General features: G+C 66.4%; 23 protein-coding genes and 1 tRNA gene. 7 read left to right on the top strand and 17 right to left on the bottom strand.

All coding sequences use genetic code 11. From position 1 onward, the window contains the following. Positions 1-56: 56 nt before the first annotated feature. The 6 genes from ccoS to CR105_RS06370 all read right to left on the bottom strand — a co-directional run bounded on the left by ccoS (position 57) and on the right by CR105_RS06370 (position 7,268). On the bottom strand, positions 57-206 hold the full coding sequence (gene ccoS / locus CR105_RS06395; protein WP_099787611.1) for a cbb3-type cytochrome oxidase assembly protein CcoS: 150 nt from the start codon (positions 204-206) through the stop codon (positions 57-59). Between the two features lie 2 nt (positions 207-208). Further along, on the bottom strand, positions 209-2,614 hold the full coding sequence (locus CR105_RS06390; RefSeq protein WP_099787610.1) for a heavy metal translocating P-type ATPase: 2,406 nt from the start codon (positions 2,612-2,614) through the stop codon (positions 209-211). Further along, positions 2,611-3,372, bottom strand: a complete 762-nt coding sequence (locus CR105_RS06385; protein WP_099787609.1) for a sulfite exporter TauE/SafE family protein — start codon at positions 3,370-3,372, stop codon at positions 2,611-2,613. Before CR105_RS06385 ends, CR105_RS06390 begins: the two co-directional genes overlap by 4 nt. A 10-nt stretch (positions 3,373-3,382) precedes the next feature. After that, positions 3,383-4,798 (bottom strand): oxygen-independent coproporphyrinogen III oxidase, encoded by a 1,416-nt coding sequence (gene hemN / locus CR105_RS06380; RefSeq protein WP_099787608.1) that lies wholly within the window; start codon positions 4,796-4,798, stop codon positions 3,383-3,385. 318 nt (positions 4,799-5,116) lie between these two features. Beyond that, positions 5,117-6,748 carry a methyl-accepting chemotaxis protein gene (locus tag CR105_RS06375; RefSeq protein ID WP_099787607.1) on the bottom strand — a complete coding sequence of 544 codons (1,632 nt, stop codon included), beginning with the start codon at positions 6,746-6,748 and terminating at the stop codon, positions 5,117-5,119. A 133-nt stretch (positions 6,749-6,881) separates the two neighbouring features. Next, positions 6,882-7,268 carry a hypothetical protein gene (locus CR105_RS06370; protein WP_131021643.1) on the bottom strand — a complete coding sequence of 129 codons (387 nt, stop codon included), beginning with the start codon at positions 7,266-7,268 and terminating at the stop codon, positions 6,882-6,884. 323 nt (positions 7,269-7,591) lie between these two features. Between CR105_RS06370 and CR105_RS06365 the strand changes: the two genes are divergently transcribed. Beyond that, on the top strand, positions 7,592-8,593 hold the full coding sequence (locus tag CR105_RS06365) for a methyltransferase (RefSeq protein ID WP_229413676.1): 1,002 nt from the start codon (positions 7,592-7,594) through the stop codon (positions 8,591-8,593). A 34-nt stretch (positions 8,594-8,627) separates the two neighbouring features. On the opposite strand, the gene ftsZ is transcribed toward CR105_RS06365, so the two are convergent. Next, a complete protein-coding gene (gene ftsZ / locus CR105_RS06360; RefSeq protein WP_099787604.1) occupies positions 8,628-9,839 on the bottom strand; it encodes a cell division protein FtsZ in 1,212 nt (403 codons plus the stop codon). Positions 9,840-10,266: 427 nt separating this feature from the next. Between ftsZ and CR105_RS06355 the strand changes: the two genes are divergently transcribed. Both CR105_RS06355 and CR105_RS06350 read left to right on the top strand, forming a co-directional pair. After that, positions 10,267-11,451 (top strand): acyl-CoA dehydrogenase family protein, encoded by a 1,185-nt coding sequence (locus tag CR105_RS06355; RefSeq protein WP_099787603.1) that lies wholly within the window; start codon positions 10,267-10,269, stop codon positions 11,449-11,451. Continuing rightward, on the top strand, positions 11,451-13,082 hold the full coding sequence (locus tag CR105_RS06350) for a M28 family metallopeptidase (RefSeq protein ID WP_099787602.1): 1,632 nt from the start codon (positions 11,451-11,453) through the stop codon (positions 13,080-13,082). Before CR105_RS06355 ends, CR105_RS06350 begins: the two co-directional genes overlap by 1 nt. 63 nt (positions 13,083-13,145) lie before the next feature. Here the strand turns inward: CR105_RS06350 and CR105_RS06345 are convergent. Further along, positions 13,146-13,219 (bottom strand) — tRNA-Cys (locus tag CR105_RS06345). A gap of 257 nt (positions 13,220-13,476) precedes the next feature. Between CR105_RS06345 and CR105_RS06340 the strand changes: the two genes are divergently transcribed. The 3 genes from CR105_RS06340 to CR105_RS06330 all read left to right on the top strand — a co-directional run bounded on the left by CR105_RS06340 (position 13,477) and on the right by CR105_RS06330 (position 16,301). Next, positions 13,477-15,024, top strand: coding sequence for a diguanylate cyclase domain-containing protein (locus tag CR105_RS06340; RefSeq protein ID WP_099787601.1), 1,548 nt, complete (start codon positions 13,477-13,479; stop codon positions 15,022-15,024). A 96-nt stretch (positions 15,025-15,120) separates the two neighbouring features. Further along, the gene (locus CR105_RS06335) at positions 15,121-15,783 is read left to right on the top strand and encodes a substrate-binding periplasmic protein (RefSeq protein ID WP_180288111.1); all 663 of its coding nucleotides are present in this window, start codon (positions 15,121-15,123) and stop codon (positions 15,781-15,783) included. Between the two features lie 305 nt (positions 15,784-16,088). Then, positions 16,089-16,301 (top strand): hypothetical protein, encoded by a 213-nt coding sequence (locus CR105_RS06330; protein ID WP_099787599.1) that lies wholly within the window; start codon positions 16,089-16,091, stop codon positions 16,299-16,301. A gap of 184 nt (positions 16,302-16,485) precedes the next feature. Here CR105_RS06330 and CR105_RS06325 read toward each other — a convergent pair whose 3' ends face one another. Together CR105_RS06325 and CR105_RS28230 are read right to left on the bottom strand one after the other, a co-directional pair. Next, entirely contained in the window at positions 16,486-16,923 is a 438-nt protein-coding gene (locus CR105_RS06325; protein ID WP_099787598.1) for a hypothetical protein, read from the bottom strand. An 84-nt stretch (positions 16,924-17,007) separates the two neighbouring features. Beyond that, positions 17,008-17,154, bottom strand: a complete 147-nt coding sequence (locus CR105_RS28230; protein WP_180288110.1) for a hypothetical protein — start codon at positions 17,152-17,154, stop codon at positions 17,008-17,010. Between the two features lie 199 nt (positions 17,155-17,353). Here CR105_RS28230 and CR105_RS06320 point away from each other — a divergent pair, with 199 nt between their 5' ends. Continuing rightward, complete coding sequence (locus CR105_RS06320; RefSeq protein WP_307189609.1) at positions 17,354-17,626, top strand: response regulator; 273 nt, start codon at positions 17,354-17,356, stop codon at positions 17,624-17,626. A 21-nt stretch (positions 17,627-17,647) separates the two neighbouring features. Here the strand turns inward: CR105_RS06320 and CR105_RS06315 are convergent, their stop codons facing one another. The 7 genes from CR105_RS06315 to CR105_RS06285 form a co-directional block, all read right to left on the bottom strand. Beyond that, the gene (locus tag CR105_RS06315; protein WP_099787596.1) at positions 17,648-18,997 is read right to left on the bottom strand and encodes a sensor histidine kinase; all 1,350 of its coding nucleotides are present in this window, start codon (positions 18,995-18,997) and stop codon (positions 17,648-17,650) included. After that, complete coding sequence (locus tag CR105_RS06310; protein ID WP_099787595.1) at positions 18,973-19,635, bottom strand: response regulator; 663 nt, start codon at positions 19,633-19,635, stop codon at positions 18,973-18,975. Before CR105_RS06310 ends, CR105_RS06315 begins: the two co-directional genes overlap by 25 nt. Continuing rightward, entirely contained in the window at positions 19,632-20,873 is a 1,242-nt protein-coding gene (locus CR105_RS06305; RefSeq protein ID WP_099787594.1) for a YbdK family carboxylate-amine ligase, read from the bottom strand. The genes CR105_RS06310 and CR105_RS06305 overlap by 4 nt, the downstream gene beginning before the upstream one ends. Next, positions 20,866-22,080: a cation:proton antiporter domain-containing protein gene (locus tag CR105_RS06300; protein ID WP_099787593.1), complete on the bottom strand. Its 1,215-nt coding sequence runs from the start codon at positions 22,078-22,080 to the stop codon at positions 20,866-20,868. The genes CR105_RS06305 and CR105_RS06300 overlap by 8 nt, the downstream gene beginning before the upstream one ends. Next, positions 22,073-23,119: a hypothetical protein gene (locus CR105_RS06295; RefSeq protein WP_099787592.1), complete on the bottom strand. Its 1,047-nt coding sequence runs from the start codon at positions 23,117-23,119 to the stop codon at positions 22,073-22,075. The genes CR105_RS06300 and CR105_RS06295 overlap by 8 nt, the downstream gene beginning before the upstream one ends. Positions 23,120-23,402: 283 nt before the next feature. Beyond that, entirely contained in the window at positions 23,403-23,588 is a 186-nt protein-coding gene (locus CR105_RS06290; RefSeq protein WP_099787591.1) for a hypothetical protein, read from the bottom strand. Next, on the bottom strand, positions 23,576-23,815 hold the full coding sequence (locus CR105_RS06285; RefSeq protein WP_099787590.1) for a hypothetical protein: 240 nt from the start codon (positions 23,813-23,815) through the stop codon (positions 23,576-23,578). Before CR105_RS06285 ends, CR105_RS06290 begins: the two co-directional genes overlap by 13 nt. Positions 23,816-23,892: the final 77 nt, after the last annotated feature.

Genomic DNA, 23,892 nt, shown 5'->3' with positions numbered 1-23,892 from the left:
AGATAGGGCCAAACTTCTTCGTCGGTTTGGGGTCTGACCATAGGTCAGACCGCGAATCATTCGACGCTGTCGTCGTCGTGGAGGACGCGGATGCCGGGTCCCTCGAGGTCGTCGAACTGGCCGCTGTCGGAGGCGCCGAAGAACACCCAGATGGCCAGGGCGACCAGGCACACGCTGAGGGGAATGAGCAGGTATAGCGCTTCCATCGTCAGTCCTTCGCGCGCAGGCGCAGCGCATTGATCACCACCACCGCCGAACTGACCGACATGCCGATGCTCGACATCCACGGGTTCAGCATGCCCAGCGCCGCGGCCGGAATGGCGCAGGTGTTGTACAGCGTGGCCCAGGCCAGGTTCTGGCGCACCACCGCCAGCGTGCGCGATGCCGTTTGTGCGCAGTCGCCCAGGTCGGACAGCCGGTTCGACATCAGCACGCAGTCGGCGTGCATGCGCGCCAGGTCGCTGCCGCCGCCCATCGCGAACGATACGTCGGCCGCGCGCAGCACCGCGGCGTCGTTGACGCCGTCGCCGACCATCGCCACCACCGCGCCCTGCGCCTGCAGCGCCTGCACGAAGGCGAGCTTCTGCTCGGGCATCTGGCCGCCCAGCGCGCGCGCGATGCCAAGCTGGCCGGCCACGCGCGCGGCCAGCGCCGGTGCGTCGCCACTGAGGAGGATCACTTCCATGCCGCGGCGCTGGAACTGGCGCACGACGTCGGCGGCGTCTTCGCGCAGCGCGTCGGCCAGCTCGAAGCGGGCCAGCACGCCTGCAGGGCCTGCCAGGAACACCAGCGAGGCGTCGTCGGAAGGCGCGCCGGCTTCTGGGTGTTCGGCGCCGGCGAAAGTGGCGCTGCCAAGCCGGTAGTGCACACCGTCGACGACGCCCTCGATGCCTTGCCCGGCGGTTTGGCGCAGTTCGCGCGCTTCGCGGCGCGGACCGCTGGCGGCGGCGCGCAACGCCGCGCCGAGCGGATGGGTGCTCGATTCTTCCAGCGCGGCGGCGAGCGCCAGGCAGTCGGCGCGCGCGGCCGCGCCGAACAGGCGCACGGCGCGCAGCGCCGGCTGGCCGCGCGTCAGGGTGCCGGTCTTGTCGAAGATGATGTGGGTGGCGCGGTGCAGCGTTTCGAGCACGTGCGGCTGCACCACCAGCACGCCGCTGCGCAGCAGGCGGCTGGTGGCTGCCGCCAGCGCGGTGGGCGTGGCCAGCGACAGCGCGCACGGGCACGACACCACCAGCACCGCCACCGCCACCTGCCAGGCGCGCGCCGGATCGATCAGGTGCCAGGCGACCCACACCGCTACGGCGAACAGCAGCAGCGCTGCGACGAACCATGCCGCCACGCGGTCGGCCCACTGCGCGATGCGCGGCTTGCCCATGCCGGCGCGCTCGACCAGTTCGACCAGCAGCGCCATCGTGCTCTGGCGCGCCGCGCGCGTAACGCGCAGCAGCACCGGCTGGCCGGTGTTGACGGCGCCGCCCGGCAGCTCGTCGCCGACGGCGCGCCGCTGGGCGCGGCTTTCGCCCGTCAGCAGCGCCAGGTCGACGTCGGTGTCGCCTTCGACGATGATGCCGTCGGCCGCCACCGCTTCGCCGGGACGCACAAGGATCACGTCGCCGGCCTGCAGCGCGCTGCTGGCCACCAGTTCGGTGCGGCGCGAGGCCGGGAACAGCGCCATGCGCGCGGCCGCCGCGGGCAGCGCGTGGCGCAGGTTTTCCAGCGCGCCGGCGGCGGCGCGGCGCGCCGACAGCTCGAGGTAGCGGCTGCCAAGCAGCAGGAAGATGAACATCGTCACCGAATCGAAATACACGTCGCCCTCGCCGCGCAGCAGCGCGACGATGCTGCCGCCGGCGGCGGCGGCGATCCCGAGCGCGACCGGCACGTCCATGCCGGGCATGCGCGTCTTGATGCCAATCCAGGCGCCGCGCCAGAACGGCTGCGCCGAATACAGCAGCGCCGGCAACGTCAGCAGCAGCGATGCCCAATGCATCAGCGCCGTCATGTCGGCGTCCATGGTGCCGTCGTTGGCCAGGTAGACCGGCAGCGCGTACATCATCACCTGCATCATCGACAGGCCGGCGATGAACAGCTGGCGAAACAGCTTCTTGCGCTCGCGTTCGAGCTGCTCGCCGTGGCGCTGCGGGTCGAACGGATAGGCCGCGTAGCCGATCTGGCGCAGCGTGCCGAGAATCGTGCTGGGGCGGCATTCGGCGTCGTTCCAGCTGACCGACAGGCGCCCGGTGGTGACGTTCATGTCGGCCGCGCGCACGCCGGCCACGCCACGCAGGCGCCGTTCGATCAGCCACACGCAGGCGGCGCAGCGGATGCCGTCGACCGAGTAGACGGCGTCGCTGACGGCGTCATCGGTCGCGGCGCCGGCGTCGTAGAGCACCAGTTCGGGCGGCGCCAGCGCGGCCAGGTCGGCCGGCGCGGCAAATTCAGTGCGATTGAGGTAGTAGTCGGCGCAGCCGCTGGCGACGATGCTGGCGGCGACCGCTTCGCAGCCGGGGCAGCACATCGTGCGCGCGGCGCCATCGACATCGACCGACCAGCGGCTGCCGGCCGGCACCGGCAGGCCGCAGTGAAAGCAGGCGCACGGCGCCAGCACGGCGCTCATGGCAGCAGAGCCGGCACGGCGATGCACAGCGCGTCGATCCAGCCGTGGTCGACGCCGCGCGCGGCGCGCAGCATGCCGACGGCGCCGAAGGCGAGCACCATCAGGCCGCAGGCGCGCCGCACCAGCGGGCGGGCGATGGCGTTGCGCAGCGGCGCGCCGAGCATCCCCATCGACAGCAGCATCGGCAAGGTGCCCAGGCCAAAGGCGAGCATCACGGCGGCGCCGGACAGCGCCGAGCCGCTCAGCATGGCCGTCAGCAGCACGCTGTAGACCATCCCGCACGGCAGCCAGCCCCACACCGCGCCCATCGCCACCAGTTTGGCCGGCGAATCGAGCGGCAGCAGCAGCGCGGTGGCCGGCTCGATGCGGCGCCACAGCGTGCGACCAAGCTGCTCGACGCGCGCGAGGCCGCGCCAGGCGTCCATCAGGTACAGGCCGAGCACCACCAGCATCAGGTTCGCCAGCCAGTAGGCGGCCGTTTCGATCACGGCAAGACCGGACAGCGTGCGCGCGGCGCCGGCCAGGCCGCCGGCCAGCGCGCCGGCCGCCATGTAGCTGGCGATGCGGCCGCTGTTATAGGCCAGCACGCGCGCCAGTGCCGGTCCAGGCGCCGCGCTGCGCAGGCTCACCACCGCCACCGGGAAGCGGCGCGCCGGCGCGATCGAGAAGGCGCTGACGATGCCGCCGCACATGCCGGCGCAGTGGACGCTGCCAAGAAGGCCGACCAGGAACACCGGGGCCAGGCTGATGGTACTCATCGCGGCGCCTTTATATCGTGCTCGAAAAGCGCGGCGCGGCCGGCTCGCCGGCCAGGTAGCGGTCGAACACCATGCAGATATTGCGGATCAACAGGCGCCCCTTCAGCGTCACGCTGATCCACTCCGGGCCGACGGTGAGCAGGCCATCGCCGGCCAGCACCCGCAGCCGCTCGATTTCGGGCGCAAAGTAATCGGCGAACACGATCGGAAAGGCCTGTTCGAGCGCGCTAACGGACAGTTCGAAATGACACATCAGCATCTGGATCAGGCAGCGCCGCAGCAGGTCGTCCATCGTCAGCGCGATGCCGCGCTCGATCGGCAGCTCGTTGCTGTCGATGCGCGCGTAGTACGCTTCGAGCGTCTTGACGTTCTGGCTGTACGTGCTGCCGACCGCGCCGATGGCCGACACGCCGCACGCCACCAGGTCGGCATCGGCATGGGTCGAATAGCCCTGGAAGTTGCGGTGCAGGCGGCCCTGCTGCTGCGCCACCGCCAGGTCGTCGTCGGGCCTGGCGAAATGGTCCATGCCGATGTAGACGTAACCGGCTTCGCAGAGGCGGCGGATGCACAGGCCGAGCATGTCGAGCCGGCTTTCGGCGTTCGGCAGGTCGGCCTCGGCGATGCGGCGCTGCGGCTTGAACAGGCGCGGCAGGTGGGCGTAGTTGTAGACGGCGATGCGGTCGGGACCGGCCTTGATCACTTTCGCCAGGGTCTGCGCCATGCTCATCGCGGTCTGTTTCGGCAGGCCGTAAATGAGGTCGATGCTGACCGAGCGAAAACCGGCGTCACGCGCGGCGTCGATGATGGCCTGGGTCTGGTGTTCGGGCTGAACGCGGTTGACGGCGCGCTGCACCTGGTCGTCGTAGTCCTGCACGCCCAGGCTGATGCGGTTGAAGCCCTGGCGGCGCAGGCTGTGCACGCGCTCGCGGTCGACGGTGCGCGGGTCGACCTCGATCGAGTATTCGCCCTGTGCGTCGGGGGCGAACTGGAAGCGGCGGTGCAGGTGCGCCATCAGGTCGTCCATCTGCGCGTCGGACAGGTAGGTCGGCGTGCCGCCGCCCAGGTGCAGCTGGCTGACCTGGTTGATGCCGGCAAACAGCGACGCCTGCATGTCGATTTCGCGTTTCAGGTAGCTCAGGTAGACCGATGCCTTGTCGCGGTGTTTGGTGACGATCTTGTTGCAGGCGCAGTAGTAGCAGATGGTGTCGCAGAACGGGATGTGCAGGTAGAGCGAGAGCGGCTTGGCGGCGCCGCGCGTGCGCACGCCGGCCACCGCCTGCAGGTAGTCGCGGTAGCCGAAATCGGCGCTGAAGCGGTCGGCGGTGGGATACGACGTGTAACGCGGTCCAGGCTTACTCAGTTTGCGCACCAGCTGGGCATCGAACTGCACCGTCGGAACGGTGGAAGCGGTTGTTGCATGTGACATCAATTGACTCCGGCGGCCGGCCATGCCCAAACGTGGCCATGTCCTCATTGTCGCCAAGTGTATTGATCCGGAGCTACAAAATCCTTGACATGCATCAAAAACGGCAGGCACCGCCCGTCAAGGGTTTTGGCAATAGTGGCAAGAAGTTCAAGCGGCACGCCGGCCCAGAGCCAGCGTGCGCCGCTGCAGCTGGTTTGCCCGCCGGGGTCTGCCCGCCGGGGTCAGTGCCGGCAATCGCACACGACCCCATCGTTAGGCGACCCTTAGTGCTGGGGCTGTGTTCAATTGCCGGCACTGACCCCGGTGGATTAGCGCCCCTTAGTGCCGAGGCTGTGTACGATTGCCGGCACTGACCCCGGTGGAGGTTGGAATGTGGACGGCACGTCCGCCGAGGGACAGCGTGCGCCGTTCCAGCTTGAACACCGACAGCGCTTCGGCCAGGCCGGCCGCGTCGTCGGCGACGCTGGCAGTCGCCGCCGCCGATTGCCGCACCAGCGCCGCGTTCTGGCGCGTCATGCCATCGAGTTCGCTAATCGCGGCGTTGACCTGGGCGATGGCGCCAGCCTGCTCGACGCCGGCGCGCGCGATGTCGTGCATCAGCGCGGTGGCGTCGCGCACCGATCCGACCGCCTGCGTCATGGTGGCGCCGGCGGCGTCGACCAGCGCGCCGCCGTGCCCGACCTGGCGGGCCGATTCGTCGATCAGCGTCTTGATTTCCTTGGCCGCCAGTGCCGAGCGCTGCGCCAGGCTGCGCACCTCGCCAGCGACGACGGCGAAGCCCCTGCCCTGCTCGCCGGCGCGCGCCGCCTCCACCGCCGCATTGAGCGCGAGGATGTTGGTCTGGAAGGCGATGCCGTCGATCAGGCTGATGATGTCGACGATGCGCGACGCCGATGCGCTGATCTGCTCCATCGTGGCGCCGACGCTGGCGACCGCGGTGCCGCCCTGGCCGGCCAGGGTGGCCGCCGCTTCGACCAGCGCGTTGGCCTGCAACGCGCCGGCGCTGTTTTGCTGCGCGGTCGCCGCGAATTGCTCCATGCTGGCCGCCGTCTGTTCGAGATTGGCCGCCTGCGATTCGGTACGCTCCGACAGGTCGCCATTGGCGTCGGCCAGCTCGCGCGTGACCGTCTCGATCGAACTGACATTGGTGCGCACGTCGCCGATGATGGCGCGCAGATTGACCGTCAGCTGGCGCAGCGCGCGCATCAGCTGGGCGCCGTCGCCGGCGCCGCCGGCATCGACGTCGCGCGACAGGTCGCCGCCGGCCAGCGCACGCATCGCGTCGGTCGCCGCGCGCAGCGGCGCCACCACCGTGCGGTGCAGATCGCGCCAGCCGGCCAGCGCCAGCAGCACACCGGCGATGGCGGCGATACGCGCGACCGGATGCGCGGCAGCGAGCGCCAGCGCCGCCATCAGCAGCGCCAGCGGCGCCATCACCACGGCCAGGCGCACGCTGACCGGCAGCGCGCGCAGGCGCGCAGGCAGGCCGCGCGGGCCCCTGCGCACCGCCTCGCCGGCGCGAATCCGAATGCCGGGGTCCTGGCCCTGCCGCATGCGCAGGTACAGCGCGGCCGCGGCCTGGACGTCGGCGCGGTCGGGACGGGTACGCACCGACATGAAGCCGACCGTGCGGCCCTGTTCCATCACCGGGGTGACGTTGGCGACGACCCAGTAAAAGTCGCCGTTCTTGCGGCGGTTCTTGACCATTCCGGTCCACGGCGCCCCGGCTTTGAGCGAGTGCCACATGTCGGCGAACGCTTCGGGCGGCATGTCCGGGTGGCGCACCAGGTTGTGCGCCTTGCCGATCAGCTCGTCGCGCTCAAAGCCGCTGACCTCGACGAAGCACGGATTGACGTAGGTGATCCTGCCCTTGATGTCGGTGGTCGAGACGATCGACTGGCCGTCCTTCAGTTCGTATTCGATGCCGCTAACGGGCAGATTGGTGCGCACAATGACTCCATAATTTCCACGAAGCAAGTAATTTTGCTTTGCCGAAGTTTATGCAAGGCAACTGTAAAATTCCTTGATATGGATCAAAACCGGGAGTCATTGGCGTTGCCGCCGGACGCCAGCGGCGCACCGGTCAGGCGCGGCGCCGGGCGAAATCGGATGCCGTCAGCACCGCTTCCTCCTGTGCGGTGGCGTCGTCGGCCTCAAACGAGGCCAGCCACAGTTTGCCGCGCGGCGTGATCGATGGCGCCTGCGCGACGCCGGCGGCTTCCTTGATGAAGCCGCTCGCCAGCAGCCACTTTGTGACGCCGGTCGCCATGTCGGTGGCCTCACCGGTGTCAAGCGCCTGCAATGCTGCCAGGCAAGCCTGGCGAAACAAGGTGCGCTCGCCGTGCCTGGTCAGCACGGTGGCGCCCGACGGCTGGCGCATCACCAGGTTGTAGGCAAACAGGCGCTGCGGCAGGTCGCCGTCGCGGTAAGTGTCCAGAGACTGCAGGGCATGCATTTCCGCACTATTCAATTTCGAATCCAATTGCATCGTCCTTCTTCAAAACGTCGACACGCTTTATCACTGCCATCAGTGCAATATTTGGCGAATGTTAATGCGCACGATTCGATAACTCAAGATGGTTTAGAGATAATATTTCAATTGAATTGACTGCTGGAATTTAGGCGCGTTTCGAGTAGGAAAGGCCGAATTCGCCATGGCAATTGCAACGCGCCGTGCCGGAGTGCTCCTACACGAATGTGGCTGGTAGACCCACGGTGAGCGATTGGTAAATTCGCTACGATATATCCTCCTCGCTACCAACCGTAGCGGCCCGATCTTTGCTGGAGTCTCCGATGGTTGATTTCCCCGTAATAGAAACGACATCCTTGCGCAGCGCCGCCTTGCCCTCCGCGACGATGGCCCTGGTCGAACTCGGCAAGCAGCTGCGCCGCGCCAATTATCACTTCGTCACGCCGACGCCGGCCACCATCGCGCGCGTCAACGCCCGGCGCGGCAACGCACGCGCCCGCAGCCTGACCGACGTGTTCGGCTGGAACCGCCCGTTCAATCCGGTGCTGATCCCCGAGGCGATCCTCGGCGCCATGCGCGACGCCGGCGTCATCGAAGAGTGTGCGAGCGGCTTGCGCAGTACGCTGCGCGTGTCGTCGCTCGGCGAGCAGCTGTACTTCCATTCAGCCTTCCCCACCGAGGCGGCCGACTCGGTGTTCTTCGGACCCGATACCTACCGCTTCGCGCGCCAGCTGCGCGCGTGCGTGCCGGCGCTGGCGCGGCGCGTGACCCGCTGCGTCGACATCGGCTGCGGCGCCGGCGCAGGCGCCATCGAACTGGCGCGCATGTGCCCAGCGGCGTCGGTGCACGCGGTCGACATCAACCCGGCCGCGCTGACGCTCACGCGCGTCAACGCCCTGCTGGCCGATACGCGCGCCGTGCTGCCCGAATACAGCGACCTGCTGGCCAACGTCGACGGCACCTTCGACCTGATCGTCGCCAACCCGCCTTACCTGGTCGACGAAGGTGCGCGTGCCTACCGCAACGGCGGCGGCGACCTTGGCGCGGGGCTGTCGCTGGCGATCGTCAACGCGGCGATCGGCAGGCTGGCGCCGGGCGGCTCGCTGCTGCTGTACACGGCCGCGGCGATCGTCGACGGCGTCGACGCGCTCAGAGCCGACGTGGCGCGGCGCCTGGAGCGGGCCGACATGCGCTGGACGTACGACGAAATCGATCCGGACATTTTCGGCGAGGAGCTCGATAACCCGGCCTATCGCACGGTCGACCGCATCGCCGCGGTGTGGCTGTGCGCGACCAAGCCGGCGTCGCACCAGGTGTACTGGTGAGCGCAATGGCCAGCGCGGCGACGGCGTGCCAGCCTTAGTGGTTGCCCGGCTGCGCGGTTTGCGACGCCGCCGTCGGCTCGGTCTCCTCGCCGCTGTTGGAAGCAGCATGGCGCGGCGCCGTGCCCAGGCGCGAACCCGGCGAAGCGGCAGGCAGCGTGCTTTGGCGGTTCGCCGCATACGCCGGCGCGGCCGTGCGCATGCCGCCGGCACGCACCGCGTTGCCCACGTTCGGCCCCAAGCCGGGCTGGCCCGGCATCGGCCGCGACATCGGCGGCTGCACCGGCGGCGCCACCTCCATCGGCCGCGACAGGCCGGTGGCGACCACTGTCACGCGCATCGCGTCGCCGAGCGAATCGTCGAACACGGCGCCGAACTTGATGATCGCGTCGTCGCTCGTCTGCGCGCAGATGACGTTCATCACCAGCTTGGTCTCGCGCAGCTTCAGCGTTTCTTCCGACGCGGCGATGTTGACCAGCAGGCCGCGCGCGGCATGCAGGTTCGAGCCGTCGAGCAGCGGACAGGAGATCGCCTCCTCCGCCGCCTTGACCGCGCGGTCCTCGCCGGCGTATTCGGCCGAACCCATCATGGCCGTGCCGGTCTGGCGCATCACGGTGCGCACGTCCTCGAAATCGACGTTGATCATGCCGGGCACGTTGATGATTTCGGCGATGCCGGTAACGGCCTTGCTGAGCACCTCGTCGGCGGCGCGGAACGCCTGCTTTTGGGTGATGTCATCGCCGAGCACTTCTTCGAGCCGGCTATTGAGAACGATGACGAGCGAATCGACGCACTTCGACAGCAGCGCGATGCCTTCTTCGGCCACGCGCATGCGGCGCGCGCCTTCGAATTCGAACGGCTTGGAGACCACGCCGACGGTCAGGATGCCCATCTCGCGCGCCACTTCGGCCACGATCGGCGCGGCGCCGGTGCCGGTGCCGCCGCCCATGCCGGCGGTGATGAACACCATGTTGGCGCCCTTGAGCGCGTCGGCGATGATGGTGCGCTCGCGGATGGCGCTCTCGCGCCCGACGACTGGGTCGCTGCCGGCGCCAAGGCCGCTTTCGCCCAACTGGATGCGGGTGGCGTCGCCGGTGTGCGACAGCGCCTGCGCATCGGTGTTGGCACAAATGAATTCGATGTCGGACAGGCCGGAAGACGCCATGTGATTGACGGCGTTGCCGCCGGCGCCACCGACGCCGATGACTTTGATGACAGTTTCAGGCTTTGGATTTTTGAGGTCGGACAAGGAGGGCTCCTGTTGGGTTGGGATTGCGTCGCCCGGGGGCTGGCCTTTCGGCCGCCAGCGGGGCGCCGCCACGCGCGCGAAGGGTGCGCGCGCTCAGTTAAATGTGCATACGTAAGGCATGGCAATAGACTACTTCCTCCGAGGGCGCACGCGAAAGGGGTAAAAAAACTCATTCGCAACCATTTGTAAAAGCGCGTGCAATCGCCGATAAAGAGGAGCTCGCCAGCGCATCAGCTCAGCCGGGTGAAACTTGTTAAAGCGTACATCGGCGCGCGGCATGCTGGGACTGTGAACGGGGCCGCCGGCCATCGAGCTGCAAGTGCTGGCGCAGCTGGCCGAGCCACGGCCCGCCGCCAAGTGAAGTAATATTGCAGCAACTTCGGGGCGGCGATCCGCCGGCCCGCCCAACCTCCTGACCGGGACTACCATGGACTTCGCGCTTTCTCCGGCGCTGCTCGAACTACAGCAGCGCACCCGCAGCTTCATCGCCGACAAGATCATTCCGTTCGAAACCGATCCGCGCTGCACGCCGCACGGCCCGACCGAAGACTTGCGGCGCGAGCTGGTCGAACTTGGCCGCGCGGCCGGCCTGCTGTCGAGCCACGTGTCGGTGGCGATGGGCGGCCTCGGCCTGGACCACCGCGCCAAGGCGATCGTGTTCGAGGAAGCCGGCTATTCGCCGCTCGGCCCGGTCGCGCTGAACATCCATGCGCCCGACGAAGGCAACATGCACCTGCTCGAAGAAGTGGCCACGCCGGCGCAGCAGGAACGCTGGCTGCGCCCGTTAGCCGCCGGCCACATCCGCTCGTGCTTTTGCATGACGGAGCCGTCGCCCGGCGCCGGCGCCGACCCGAGCATGCTTGCCACCACCGCGGTGCGCGACGGCGACGACTACGTCATCAACGGTGTCAAGTGGTTCATCACCGGCGCCGAGGGCGCCGCGTTCGCGATCATCATGGCCAAGCTGGAAGACGGCAGCGCGACGATGTTCCTGGCCGACATGGACCAGCCGGGCATCGTGCTCGAGCGCCTGATGGATTCGCTCGACTCGTGCTTTGCCGGCGGCCACGGCGTGGTGCGCTTCGAGAACCTGCGCGTGCCTGCGGCCGACATCCTCGGCGCGGCCGGCGAAGGCTTCCGCTACGCCCAGGTGCGATTGTCGCCGGCGCGCCTGACGCACTGCATGCGCTGGCTCGGCCAGGCGCGCCGCGCGCACGATGTCGCGGTGCGGTATGCGGCGCAACGCCAGGCGTTCGGCAAGTCGCTCGGCCAGCACGAAGGGGTCGGCTTCCAACTGGCCGACAACGAGATGGACCTGCACGTGACGCGCCTGTCGATCTGGCACTGCGCGTGGGTGCTCGACCAGGGCCACCTCGGCAAGCACGAATCGAGCGTGGCGAAGGTGATTTCGTCGGAAGCGATCTGGCGCGTGGTCGACCGCAGCGTGCAGGTGCTGGGCGGCCAGGGCGTCACCCATGAGACGATCGTCGCGCGCATCTTTGCCGACGCGCGCGCCTTCCGCATTTACGACGGCCCGTCCGAGGTGCACCGCTGGAGCATCGCCAAGGACATCATGCGGCCATTCCGCACCACGACTGAGAAAGCACACTAATGCGATACCGTTCCACTCTGGCCGCTGCGATGCTGCTGCTGGCCGCCGGCAGCGCGGCGCACGCCGCCGACCACGCGCCGAAGGCCGACAAGGCGGCGATCCGCGCCCACCTGGCGTTTCTGGCCGACGACCTGCTTGAAGGGCGCGACACCGGCACCCGCGGCTACGATATCGCCGCCAACTATGTCGCCGCCCAGTTTGCCCAGTACGGCCTGGCGCCGAAGGGCAGCAAGGGCAGCTACCTGCAAAGCGTGCCGCTGCGCGCCTCGCGCGCGGTGCCCGGGTCGAGCTTGGTCGAACTGCGCTCGGCCGCCGGCGTCGAGCCGCTGTCGGCCGATACCGACTTTGTCATCGGCGCCGATGTGCTCGAGCCGCGCGCGGCCGCGGCGGCGCCGCTGGTGTTCGTCGGCTACGGCATCCGCGCCGACCGCTTCGGCCACAACGATTACGCCGGCATCGACGTCAAGGGCAAGATCGTCGTCGTCCTGCAAGGCAAGCCGAGCCGCTTCCCGACCGAAGAAGGCGCCCACTTCGGCAGCGGCCGCGAGAAACGCAAGCTGGCCGCGCAACTTGGCGCCGTCGGCATGGTCACGCTGTGGACGCCCGACACGGAAAAGGCGATGCCGTTCGCCAAAGTACTTGAACGCAACGTCTTTCCCAGCATGAGCTGGCTCGACGCGGCCGGCAAGCCGGCCCACAGCCTGCCGGCGCTGCAGGACGATGTCGCGCTCAGCCTGGCCGCGTCGAAAAAGCTGTTTACCCAGGTCGACGCCAGGCTCGACGACATCTACGCGCTGGCGGCGACCAACAAGCCGGTGCCGCAGATGGATCTGAAGATGTCGATGCTGATGTCGCACAAGCGCGTGCTGAGCGAAGTTCGCAGCAGCAACGTGGTCGGCCTGATCGAGGGCAGCGATCCGCGCCTGAAAAACGAGTACGTCGTCTTCAGCGCCCACCTCGACCATATCGGCCAGGTCAAGGAAAAGACCGGCGACAATATCTACAACGGCGCGATGGACAACGCCTCCGGCGTGGCAACGCTGATCGAGACGGCGCGCCTGTTCAGCCAGTCGGCGACCCGGCCGAAGCGCTCGGTGCTGTTCGTCGCCCTGACGGGCGAGGAAAAGGGTTTGCTGGGCTCGGACTATTTCGCCACCAATTCGACCGTGCCGGCCGGCGCGATGGTGGCCAACGTCAACCTCGACATGCCGCTGTTGACCTTCGATTTCAAGAACGTGGTGGCGTTCGGCGCCGAGCATTCCAGCCTGAAGGGTTCGGTCGCGCGGGCGGCCGAGAAGATGGGCGTCGGGCTGATTCCCGATCCGTGGCCGGCGCAAGGCCTGTTCACGCGGTCCGATCACTACATGTTTGTCAGGCAGGGCGTACCGTCGATTTTCCTGGTGCCGGGGCAAAATTCGTTCAACAAGAACGAGGACGCCGCCAAGCTGTGGGGAGAGTTTCTCGCCAAACACTATCATCAGCCGAGCGACGACCTGAACCTGCCGTTCAATTTTGACGCCGCCGCCCGCTTCGCGCAGCTGAACTACAACATCGCGCTGGAGATTGCCAACGCCGGCGCGAAGCCGACGTGGAACAAGGGCGATTTTTTTGGCGATACGTTTAAAAAGTGACGCCTCACACGTAGTTGACGCCCAAAAAAAATAGCCCACTCGAAAGTGGGCTATCCGGAATCCTGGAGGCGAGGACAGGAATCGAACCTGTCTGGACGGCTTTGCAGGCCGCTGCATGACCTCTTTGCTACCTCGCCAGAACCAATACTAGACTTACCGCGCAAACCGGTTTAGTGCCAGATCAAAAAACAAGCACAGCAGTGGCGTGTTGCCAACGTTGCCACTGCGCTTTCATTGCCAAAAATCAGATAAAACTGTACCTATGGCAAGTGCCGCGCTACCATAGGCATCCAGCCAACTTCCCGCTGCGGAAAATACATCCTGCCCATCGGGCCAAACACCGGATGCTTTTTTGCGTGCCTCGTCCAGAGGCACCTCAACTCTACGGTGCTTGATGGAAAATACATTATCTAAAGAACATTACCGATTGCGCTCGCTGCGCAGCCTGGCCATTCTCGACACGCCCGAGGAACACCGCTTCGATCAGTTCACCCTGCTCGCCGCAGCGGCATTCGGCGTGCCCATCGCACTGGTCTCGCTGGTGGACAGCGACCGCCAGTGGTTCAAGTCGCGCGTCGGCCTGGCAGCCAGCGAAACGCACCGCTCGCTCTCGTTCTGCAGTTTTGCCGTCGATGCCGACGCGACCCTGGTTGTCGCGGATGCGCTACAAGATGCGCGATTTTTCGCCAACGCACTGGTGCGCGGCACACCGCACATCCGCTTCTACGCCGGCCAGCCGATCCGATCGCATGACGGGTTCGCTGTCGGCACCCTGTGCATCATCGATACAAAGCCGCGCAACTTGACCGATGAGCAATTGTCGATGTTGCGGTCATTGGCCAAACTGGTCGAGCATGAACTCAATCACGACGCCGTCATCGTCGCGCGAAGCGCCGCCGAAAGCGCCCTGCACGCGCTCAACGCGTCGCTCGACAAGCGCGTGCAGGAACGTGCCATGGCGCTGCAGGAAAAGAACGACGCGCTGAACCGCGAAATCCGCCAGCGCGCTCAAGTCGAGCACAAGCTTCACAGCAGCGAGCAGATGCTGCGCACCATTACCGATAATGTGCCGGTCCTGATTTCCTACCTCGATGTCGAATTTCGCTTTCAGTTCGCCAATGCGGTCTACAAGGAGTGGCTGGGACAGCGCAACGCCGACATGATCGGCAATACGATGGAAGCTGTATTCGGCGCCGCCTTTTACGAGGATCGAAAGCCCAGCCTGATGCAGGCGCTGGCCGGCCACATGACCAACTTCGAAGCGAAGGTACAGCGCAAAGGACACGAGCGCATCTTGAATACCACGTACATTCCGCACCACCGCGACGGCGAGGTGGTCGGCATCTACGTACTGGCAACCGATTCGACCGCGTCGCGCGAACATGAGCGCCAGCTGCTGGCACTGGCGAACGCCGATCCGCTGACCGGCCTGCCGAACCGCCGCGTGTACGAATTCCACCTGCAAAAAGCGATGGCGCTGTCGCGCCGCCAGGGCACCCGGCTCGGCCTGATGTACCTTGACCTCGACAATTTCAAGAAAATTAACGATACCCATGGCCACGGCGCCGGCGATGCGGTGCTGATCGAGTTCGGCAAGCGCGTCAAGTCGGCGTTGCGCGAATCGGATATCCTCGCGCGCCTGGCCGGCGATGAATTTACCGTCGTGCTTGAAGGCGTCGGCACGGTCGAAGACTGCGAAGCGGTTGCGCGAAAAATCCTCGACGTGCTGAAAGCGCCTTTTTCGGCTAACGGCAAAGCGATCCAGGTATCGGTCAGCATTGGCGTGGCGCTCGGCGGCGCCGATGCAACGGCCGACTCGTTGGCGCACGAAGCCGATGCCGCGCTGTACGCCTCCAAGCGCAAAGGCAAGAGCCAGTTTTGCGTCATCGCGCTGGCATCGAGAGCGGGACCATGGCGCGAGACGCTCGCGGCAGCACGGTAACGGTCGGCGTAGCGAAAAGGCAAAGGCGAAATGCGCGTAGCGATGAAAGCGTTGGCATGTGCGGCTACCTTGTTATGGTGGCTGCCGGCGCATGCCTTGCCTCAGCTGAAGATCGTGGTCGACGCGAGTACCGCGATGCCGATGGCGCTGATCGCCGATTCACAGGTCGTCGGCGGCATCCACCGCGACCTTGGCAGCGCGATCGCCAGGGAATTGAACACCGAGGCGGCGTTTGTCCTGATGCCGCGCAAGCGCATTCCCGGCGTGCTGGAACGAGGCGCCGGTCATCTGTCATGCCATTACCTGCCGGAGTGGATGCCGGGACAGCTCGACTGGACCGAACCGTTCATGCCGAATTCGCTGCTGCTGCTTTCAAGCGCGCGCGTTGCGCGCCCGCCCACGCTGCTCGCATTGCGCGGCGTGCGGATCGGGACGGTGCATGGCTTCGAATACCCGGACATGACGCGCATTCTCGGCGTCGGTTTCATGCGCGAGGATGCCGCCGACCTCACCCACAACCTGTTGAAACTCGATGCCGGGCGCATCGATCACGCATTGGCCGGCGAAGTCTTCCTGCGCTACCAGCAGCGCCGCCATGGGCTCGCGGTCAAAGTCAGAAATCCGCTGGTGGTGCGCCGCTACGTCGCCTCTTGCGCGGTGTCGCGGGCCAGCCCGTATCCGGTCGAGCAGATCAACCGCGCCATCAAGAACCTGCGCGAGCGCAGAGAGATCGACGCCATCTACGACAAATACCGCTAGCTTCCTGTCGGACTTTACCCTCGAAATATAATCGCCGTGCCGGCAGCAGCTGGCGCTGCTGGTATCGCAAGGACCCGGGCAACCTCCGAAGCTCGAGCTGCTGTAGTACGAAGCCCGCCTCGTGCGGGTGTTTAGTTGCACTGGGTCACTTACGATACGATGCTAAACAGACAATTCGAGAGCCCAGCCATGAAAAATCTTGCCGCGACATTCGCACTGCTAGCCATGAGCAGCGCAGCTTTCTCACAAGAGCTAGCAACCTGCAGGGAGCCGGTCGTCACGCCTACTTCCCCCTTCGCGGGCTCATGACCGCCAAGGCTGCAGGGTGGGAAAAGGACAAAATATCGCCAGGATTATTCACCCTACGGAAGGTCGGCGACACAGACTATGACATCTTGTACGTCGATGCCACCAAGCAGGCGGACTCCGTTAAAGGAGAAGGCGCCGTCGTCAAGTTGCTGCGCTCTGGCGAGAAGGAGATGGCTTTTTATTCTCCTTTACCCCGGCAGCACCCTTGAGATTCATACGTTCTGGCGCGATAACACCGGGCAGGACCAGCTCGGATCCTAACCAGCCGGGGCGGCGATGGCTTGATACAGTACAAGCAGTCAGTTATGGTCGCAAATTGCTCAGCTATCACGTTTGTGAAGCCTCCCGCTATTGCTAACTGAGGCTCTACGATACCCCGGATGCTGGCGCTGCTTAGCTTCGGTCTTCGTTAAAGCGCCGGAGCAACGGGGTTTCTCCCAAAGGGTAGTAGTTCATCAAGTGGTGGTAGTTCGAAACCGCCCGGCGAAGCAAATTTTTGGCCTCCTCCCTCGGGTCAAAATTAATCTCGTCGTCGTCTTCCTCGTCCAGATGCTTGATGCGGTTCCTTGCATGGACCATAAGGGCTTTAATTTCCCCCGATTTGCAAGGCCCTCCATCGTCGAGTGCCGAGAAGCACACCGCAGCCATTTGCAGGCTCTTGAACGCATTCTCCGCGCCCGCGCGGGTCACGTACGTGCCGAGAATTTGCTCGGCTCCGCCCGCTAGGTGCAGGCTCGCAAAGTAGGAGTCGCCCTCATAGTACAGACGCAGCGCGCGCTCCAGCAGCTCCTTGGCCACCAGTATTTTGGGCGTTAAGCCGAGATTGCTCATGTCAGTTCGTCAGCCCGTAGTAAATGTGCCAGTACCACAGGCTGTCCGGGTTGCCACCTTCGCCAGGCAGGGTAAATCTGCCATCTACATCGTCTTGTCGACGCACTGGCCCACGCTCAGCGCGTACCGCTGGTTCTCGGTTTTAACCGAGGCTGTTGCAAGCCAGGCGACGATTACCGGGAGCGCGACCAAAGCCAGCCGGTATCGGGTTTGCGGAAATGTGGCCTTCATGCGGGGTCCTTGGAATGTGATGGCATTCTGCCAACAGCATTTTGGCGCGATTATCTCAGCAGGCGAAAAAAAGCCCCCGGTTGCGAGCGCTGAATAAAGGTGGGTCAGTCGTGGTTCCGCTCGCGGTGACACTTGAGAGCGGAGCGGAACATCCGAATGCTTTCTGCGATGTAGTCCCAGCCACCCCGAGCACAATGGCGTGCAGGGCCTGGAACGGGCGCTGCGCGACAAGCCGGACGCCTGCATCCTCGACATCGGTTTGCCGGACATGGACGGCAACGAGCTGGCCAGGCGATTGCGCCAGCACCCGGAAACCGCCGGCGCCCTGCTGATCGCCGCGACCGGCTACGGCGGCGTGCAGGACCGGGAAAATACGCTGGCTGCCGGCTTCGATCACCACCTGGTCAAGCCGATCGATTCGTCGCCGCTGGTCGACTTGCTCGCGCCGCTGCGTCCAGCCGGTCCGGATTGATGCCACCGTTTGGGCGCGCCGTCAGGCCGCCGCCCTGAACGTCACCACCACCCGCAGTCCGCCGTGCGGCGCACGCGCGTCCGACAGCTCGATGGTCGCGGCCATGCTGTCGGCGACGGTGCGGGTAATCGCCAGCCCCAGGCCGGAGCCGATCTCACCGTTTCCCAGCACCCGGTAAAACGAGTCGAACACGCGCTCGCGTTCCTCCGGCGCGATGCCGGGACCGGTGTCCTCCACCTGCAGCGTCACCACGCCCGGCTTGCCGTGCACCGTGATATCGACGCGGCCGCCGTTCGGCGTGTAGCGGATCGCGTTATCGAGCAGATTCTTGACCAGCACCTTCAGGTCGACGCCGCGGGCATTGACTTCGCCGTCGGCGTCGCCGATGACGCCGACGTCGATGTTTTTCGCTTCCGCGATCGGCACCAGGTCCTCGAGCACGTCGCGGATGACGTGCTGCAGCGATATGGTGGTCGTCACATCCGCGCGCGACTCCTGCGCCCTGGCCAGCGCCAGCATCTGGTCGAGCAGGATGCGGGTGCGCTGCAGCCCGGCGATGAGCGCCTGCAGCCGCGTGCGCGCCTCGCCCGGCATGTTGGCCGCGCCCAGGCGTTCGGCCTGCAACGACATCGCCGTCAGCGGCGAACGCAGTTCATGGGCCGCATCGGCGATGAACCTGCGCTGCGAGGAGAGCGAGCGCCCCATCCTCACCAGCAGCGCATTGATCGCCACGACGAACGGCCACACTTCCGACGGCAGGCCGGCGTGATCGAGCGGCCCCAGGTCGGCCTCGGTGCGGCGCCCGAGTTCATCGGCCAGCGCCTTGAACGGCTTGAACATCTGGCGCAGCAGCACCCCGACCAGCAGCACCAGCACGGGCACCAGCATCAGGATCGGCATCAGGGTACGCAGCGCGCTGGCGCTGGCGGCGGCATCGCGCACCGACGTCTGCTGGCCCACCGCCACGCGCACGCCCTTGGCGTTGGTCTTGACGAACACCCGCCAGCGCTCCTTGCCGACGAAGACCGTCTGCAGGCCGTCGCCGAGCTGGTTGGAAAACATCGGCGGGCGCGGAGCCGGCGCGGCAGCCAGTCCGGGCCCGGTCTGCAGGAAGCGGACGACGACGCGGGCATCGAAATCGACGTCGCCGGCGCGCTCGCGCGCCAATGGCGACGACGGTACCGCGTCGAGCCGGCTGATCAGGTAGCCCGTTTGCAGCAACTGATTATCCTGCATCCGGTTCGCTTCGGCGGTGGCCGACACGAACGAGACCACGCCGGCGGCGGCGGCGATGATGACGATCGCCAGCGTCAGCCAAAACGACAGCTTGAACTTGAGCGAGGCAGCTACTGTCCTTTCGAAACCATCCATCCCACGCCCCTGATATTCTTGATGATCTCGGCGCCCAGCTTCTTGCGCAATGCATGGATCAGGAACTCGACGGCGTTGCTCTCGACTTCTTCGTTCCAGCCGTACAGGCGATTTTCCAGTTCGGCGCGCGACAGGATGGCGCCCGGGCGCAGCAGCAGCGACTGCAACAGGGAAAATTCGCGCGCGGTCAGCCGCACTTCGGCGCCATCGACGCTGGCGACGTGGGTGGCAGGATCGAGGCTGACCACCCCGTTCGACAGCCTCGGCCCGACCGCGCTCTCCTTGCGGCGCGTCAGCGCGCGCATGCGCGCCAGCAACTCGCTCATCGCAAACGGCTTGACCAGGTAGTCGTCGGCGCCGCCGTCGAGGCCGGCGACGCGGTCCTCGGTCGCGTCGCGCGCCGTCAGCACCAGGATCGGCACATCGTTCTCAGCCTGGCGGATGGCGCGCAGCACATCCATGCCGTCCATCTTCGGCAGTCCCAGGTCGAGCAGAATCAGCGAGTAGGTCAACGCGGCAATGCTGTTCAGGGCAGCCTGGCCGTCGCAGACCCAGTCGGCGGCATAGCTGGCGTCGCGCAATTCCTGCTGCAGCACGTTGCCGATCATCGGATCGTCTTCCACCACCAGTACTCTCATGGCGCCACTCCCGCGGTCAGTGGCTCGCGCCCGCGCCCGGTGCTGGCGAACGGCCGCTCGAACAGTTCGCTGGCCACGCGCGACAGATCGTTCATGCCGGACCCTGCATCCATGTGCGAGCGCAGCCAGCGCGCCTGGCCGCCGCCGCGCATCAGGTCTTCAATCATCCGGCACGCCTCGAAAAAGCCCGGATCGGTGGTGCGCCCGGCGAGCCGCTCCAGGTCGTCCATGACGACCTGCCTGACCGGTAGCGCCACGCCGGTGCAGGGATTGATCCAGTTCGCCGCGACGCCTTCCTTGGCCGCGTTGAAGCGGTTCCACGCATACAGCTCGCGCGAATCGTCGTGCGGCCAGCGCCCTTCCTGGTCGGCCACTTCCACGCACAGTTCACGCGCGTAGCAGGCCAGCGCAGCGGCGTGGGCCGGCTGCAGCGGCGTGTCGAGCACGCGCAGTTCGACCGTGCCGTATTCGGGCTTGGGCCGCACGTCCCAATAAAAATCCTTGATGCTGTTGACGATGCCGTGCGCCGCCAGGCGCTCGAAGTGCTGGTGGAAATCGTGCCAGCTGCGGATGTGCGACGGCATGGTGCCGCTCATCGGGAAAGCCCCGACCACATTGCTGCGCGCGCTGCAAAAGCCGGAATCCTCGCCTTGCCAGCACGGCGAATTGGCCGACAGCGCGATGAACAGCGGCGCGCGCTGCGTCAGCCAGGCGCAGGTGCGGATCGCTTCGTCGGCGTTGGGGATGCCGATGTGCACGTGCATGCCGAACACGGTGAACATCTTGGCCAGGTAGCCGTATTTCTTGGCCGATTCGCGGTAGCGTTCCTTCGGATAGATGCGCTGTTCATTCCACTTCTGGAACGGGTGGGCGCCGCCGCCGGAGATGGCCGCGCCGACCTGGAAGGCGGCGCGCTGCACGCTGGCGCGGATTTCCTCGATCTCGGCGGCGGCGCCGTCGTAGCCGTTCAGGATCGACGTCGCCACTTCCAGCATCGACGTGGTGATCTCGGGGGTCGCCACCCATTTCTTGGTTTGCTGGTCGAGCAGGCGCAGGATGTCCGGCGCGGCCGGCATCAGGTCGTACGTCAGCCGGTCAAGCACCATCAATTCCAGTTCGATGCCCATCGTGCCCAGTTGCGAGGCCATGAATGGCGGCAGGTACGCCGGTCCCTGGCCGGTCACCGCCAGCGCCTGGGCGGCGTCGAAACGTTGCTGTTCGAGGGTCGCTTCAGCCATGTTTATCTCCTTCGTGTGTCTCGCCGGCAAGCTTTAGCCCCCACCAGGTGAGACCGGGCCCTACCAACACATTTAACGCCAGCAGCGCGGCCATGATGCTCGCCGCGCTGTCGCTCATGTACGACGCGCCGGTCAATGAATTGTCCACCACCAGCGAGCCGAAGCCGACCAGCGAACAGAGCGACAGCGCGATCGCGTGCTTCTTGTCGCCGCCCCAGGCGCCGCTGGGCAGCAAGGCCAGGCGCGTCAGGCCGATGCGCGCGGCGAACACCAAAGTGGCCGCCAGCAGCGGCACCCATTCGAACAGCTGCTGGACCTGCACCAGCGCCGCCGACATCATGAACAGCAGCGCGTAGCCGATGTCCTGCGCCGTCTTGACCTGGGCCTGGAAGACGTTTTCTCGCGTCTCTACATTGCGCAGCAGCAATCCCATCAACAGCAGCGACAACAATGCGCTTGACGCCGTCACCGAGCACAGGCCCAGGTCCATCATCAGCGCGGCGAGCAAGATGCCGGGGCGCAGGCCTGCTTGCGCTTTTGAAATACGGGTGGCCAGCGTATACAAACCATAGCAGAAGACGGCGATGCCTGCGCCGAGCGCGAGCTTGCTGGCCTGGCGCAACAGTTCGCCGGAGAAACCGAGTTCGGCGTTGATGTTGTGGCTGCGCATCCATGCCAGCGATCCGGACAGGGCCAGCAGCGCAATCAGGTTGCTGATGCCAACGGTGTTGGCGGCGGCGTAGGTGGCCACGCCGCTGGCGTTCGAGTCCGACACCATCGACGTGAAGATGACCGGGTTGACCGCGATCAGGATGGCGGCGATGAAGGCCGCCTCGCCCCAGCCGAGGCCGAAGGCGACCAGCAGCGCCCACGCGCCCATGCCGCGCAGCACGCAGCCGAGCACCAGCACCCCGCCCTGGCGCCCGCTGCGCCACAGCCAGGCCAGGTCCATCTTGCGGCCCACTTCAAACAGCACCAGCGCGGAGGCGGCGTTGAACAGTTCCTGGAACTGCGTCAGCAGCGCCGCGTCGACCATGCCAAGGCCGCTCACGCCCAAGATCAGGCCGGCGATGACCGCGCCATACAGCCTGGGCCAGCCGCGCGCTTGCATCAGCACGCCGATCACCTGCGACAGCAGCAGGCCGGCGCCGACCACCGCCAGCGGCGACAGCATCCACAACGGCATGGCGCCGAAATCGTCATTCATGCTGAGCTGCCCAGCGCGATGCCAGTGCCATCAGTTCGCGCTGCATCGCCTGTTCGGCGCGGGCGACGGCCGGCGCCTCGGCGGCGACGCCGGGCAGCGCGGCAGTCAGGCGCAGCCGCACCAGCGGACCGTTGCCCCTGGTCGGAATCCACAGCTGTCCCTTGAGCGTGGCCTGCTCGGTCCAGATCGCGTAGAACTTGGCGCCGCCGCGCTCGTTCGGCGACGTCGGCACCAAACTGAAATTGGTCAGCCAGGTCGCCCTCGGATAGCGCCGCGCCAGTTGCAGCTGCATCGCGGCGCGCTGTTCGAGGCGGCTGTCGTCGCTCGAATACGGCAGTTGCATGATTTGCTGGCCAAGCCCTGCCTCGTCGACGGCCAGGCACAGGCCGTCGCCCTGCCACCTCCAGCCGCGCTCGCCGATTTCGCCGGCGCGCGTGCCCAGGTTCGCTTCGAGCACGGCGCGCAACATGCGCGCCTGCGGCGCTCCCTGGGCGGCCTCGGCCGGCGCACGCAGCTGGGCGGCACGCTCGGCCAGCAATTTCCAGCGGCCCTCCTGCCAGGCCCGGGTGGCGGCGCGCGGCGACGGATTCCAGCGCCACTCGGTGGCGCTCCACTCGCCATTTTTCAGGCGGCGCGCAATCACGATACGCTTTTCCGCGCCGCGTTCGTCGATGATGCTTTGGGTTGCCCACGTCGTGCGCCAGGCGGCCGGCGTTCCGGCGGCCGGCGTTCCGGCGGCCGGCGCGGCGCCGCGCGCCCATGCCCACCACTGCGCCTGCGCGCTGACACAGGCGCCCGGTTTGGCGGCGACCGGCCCGCTCCAGCGCCGCATGCGCAAGCGGTTTTGCCAGGCGCACTGATCGGCTACCGCGGCCCAGCCGGCTGGCGGCACGCCGATGGCCGGCTGGACGGCGCAGGTCCACGGCCGCTGCCGGGCCAGCGCCTTGAAGTCCACCGCCAGGTCAGCGGCGGCCGGCAGCGCTCGCGGCCGCGCCGCGCTGGCCGGCGCAGCGAGCGCCAACACGAGCGCGGACAGCACGCTGATCGCTATTGCCGTTTTTCTGGGGATAAATGTTTGAAACAATGTGCAGCCCTTTTTGCTGATGACCATGACGGCGCGGCAATCTGGCTTGCCCGCTGAGCAATAATAAAGGGCGACACTTAGCGAATACTTAGTGCGGCCACTCAGCTCAGGATGTCGAACAGCGACATCGCCTGGTTCGCGCCATCGGTGCCGAACGGCGAGTTGCCACCGCTCGCCGCCTGCGCGTATTGCTGCACCAGCGTGCTGCCTGGCGCTGGATGGCCTCGGTCATCTGGGCTTATTTGGCGTCCAGCTGGTCGACCGATCCCTGCGCGGCAACGGCCTGAGTGGCCAGCATGCCGCTGTTCGACATGTGCTCCGACACGCGCGCCGACAGCTGCTGCGCCAAGCGCGTGCCGGGCGCGCCAAACAGCTGCGCGACCTTGTCCGGCGTCGCCGCGATCGCCGCGTTCAGCGCCGCCACGTCAGCTTGGCGCCGGACAGCCGGTCGGCGCCGGTGCGGAACTGGTCGAGCGCCAACGCCAGCTTGCCGATGGTCGACAGGCGCGCACTGTCGCGCGTGAGTTGCGCTTCGAGGTTCTTCATGCCCGGATTTTTCACCAGCAGCGATTTGGTCACGGAGGTGTACAGGTCCGACAGCGCGCCGGTGCCGCCTGTGGCCGGCGCCTTGGAGAAGATGGAGGTCGTCATGTCGAGTCGGGTACGTTCCTGGTAAATGTCGTGCTGAGAGGCACCTGCGTGCGCGACCAGTCCAGGCGCGCTTCAGG

Origin of the sequence: Massilia eurypsychrophila (genome assembly GCF_002760655.1) — a bacterium.
Lineage (GTDB): Bacteria > Pseudomonadota > Gammaproteobacteria > Burkholderiales > Burkholderiaceae_D > JAFCUW01.
This window is presented reverse-complemented; position numbering and strand designations above follow the sequence as displayed.

Bases quoted from the DNA above. Each gene is read 5' to 3' on its own strand.
- CR105_RS06305 (WP_099787594.1), bottom strand. From the start codon at position 20,873: ATGGCTGAAGCGACCCTCGAACAGCAACGTTTCGACGCCGCCCAGGCG.
- CR105_RS06365 (WP_229413676.1), top strand. From the start codon at position 7,592: ATGGTTGATTTCCCCGTAATAGAAACGACATCCTTGCGCAGCGCCGCC.
- CR105_RS06390 (WP_099787610.1), bottom strand. From the start codon at position 2,614: ATGAGCGCCGTGCTGGCGCCGTGCGCCTGCTTTCACTGCGGCCTGCCG.
- CR105_RS06350 (WP_099787602.1), top strand. From the start codon at position 11,451: ATGCGATACCGTTCCACTCTGGCCGCTGCGATGCTGCTGCTGGCCGCC.
- CR105_RS06315 (WP_099787596.1), bottom strand. From the start codon at position 18,997: ATGGATGGTTTCGAAAGGACAGTAGCTGCCTCGCTCAAGTTCAAGCTG.
- CR105_RS28230 (WP_180288110.1), bottom strand. From the start codon at position 17,154: ATGAAGGCCACATTTCCGCAAACCCGATACCGGCTGGCTTTGGTCGCG.
- ccoS (WP_099787611.1), bottom strand. From the start codon at position 206: ATGGAAGCGCTATACCTGCTCATTCCCCTCAGCGTGTGCCTGGTCGCC.
- CR105_RS06285 (WP_099787590.1), bottom strand. From the start codon at position 23,815: ATGACGACCTCCATCTTCTCCAAGGCGCCGGCCACAGGCGGCACCGGC.
- CR105_RS06310 (WP_099787595.1), bottom strand. From the start codon at position 19,635: ATGAGAGTACTGGTGGTGGAAGACGATCCGATGATCGGCAACGTGCTG.
- CR105_RS06355 (WP_099787603.1), top strand. From the start codon at position 10,267: ATGGACTTCGCGCTTTCTCCGGCGCTGCTCGAACTACAGCAGCGCACC.
- CR105_RS06385 (WP_099787609.1), bottom strand. From the start codon at position 3,372: ATGAGTACCATCAGCCTGGCCCCGGTGTTCCTGGTCGGCCTTCTTGGC.
- CR105_RS06300 (WP_099787593.1), bottom strand. From the start codon at position 22,080: ATGAATGACGATTTCGGCGCCATGCCGTTGTGGATGCTGTCGCCGCTG.
- CR105_RS06330 (WP_099787599.1), top strand. From the start codon at position 16,089: ATGACCGCCAAGGCTGCAGGGTGGGAAAAGGACAAAATATCGCCAGGA.
- CR105_RS06325 (WP_099787598.1), bottom strand. From the start codon at position 16,923: ATGAGCAATCTCGGCTTAACGCCCAAAATACTGGTGGCCAAGGAGCTG.
- CR105_RS06340 (WP_099787601.1), top strand. From the start codon at position 13,477: ATGGAAAATACATTATCTAAAGAACATTACCGATTGCGCTCGCTGCGC.
- hemN (WP_099787608.1), bottom strand. From the start codon at position 4,798: ATGTCACATGCAACAACCGCTTCCACCGTTCCGACGGTGCAGTTCGAT.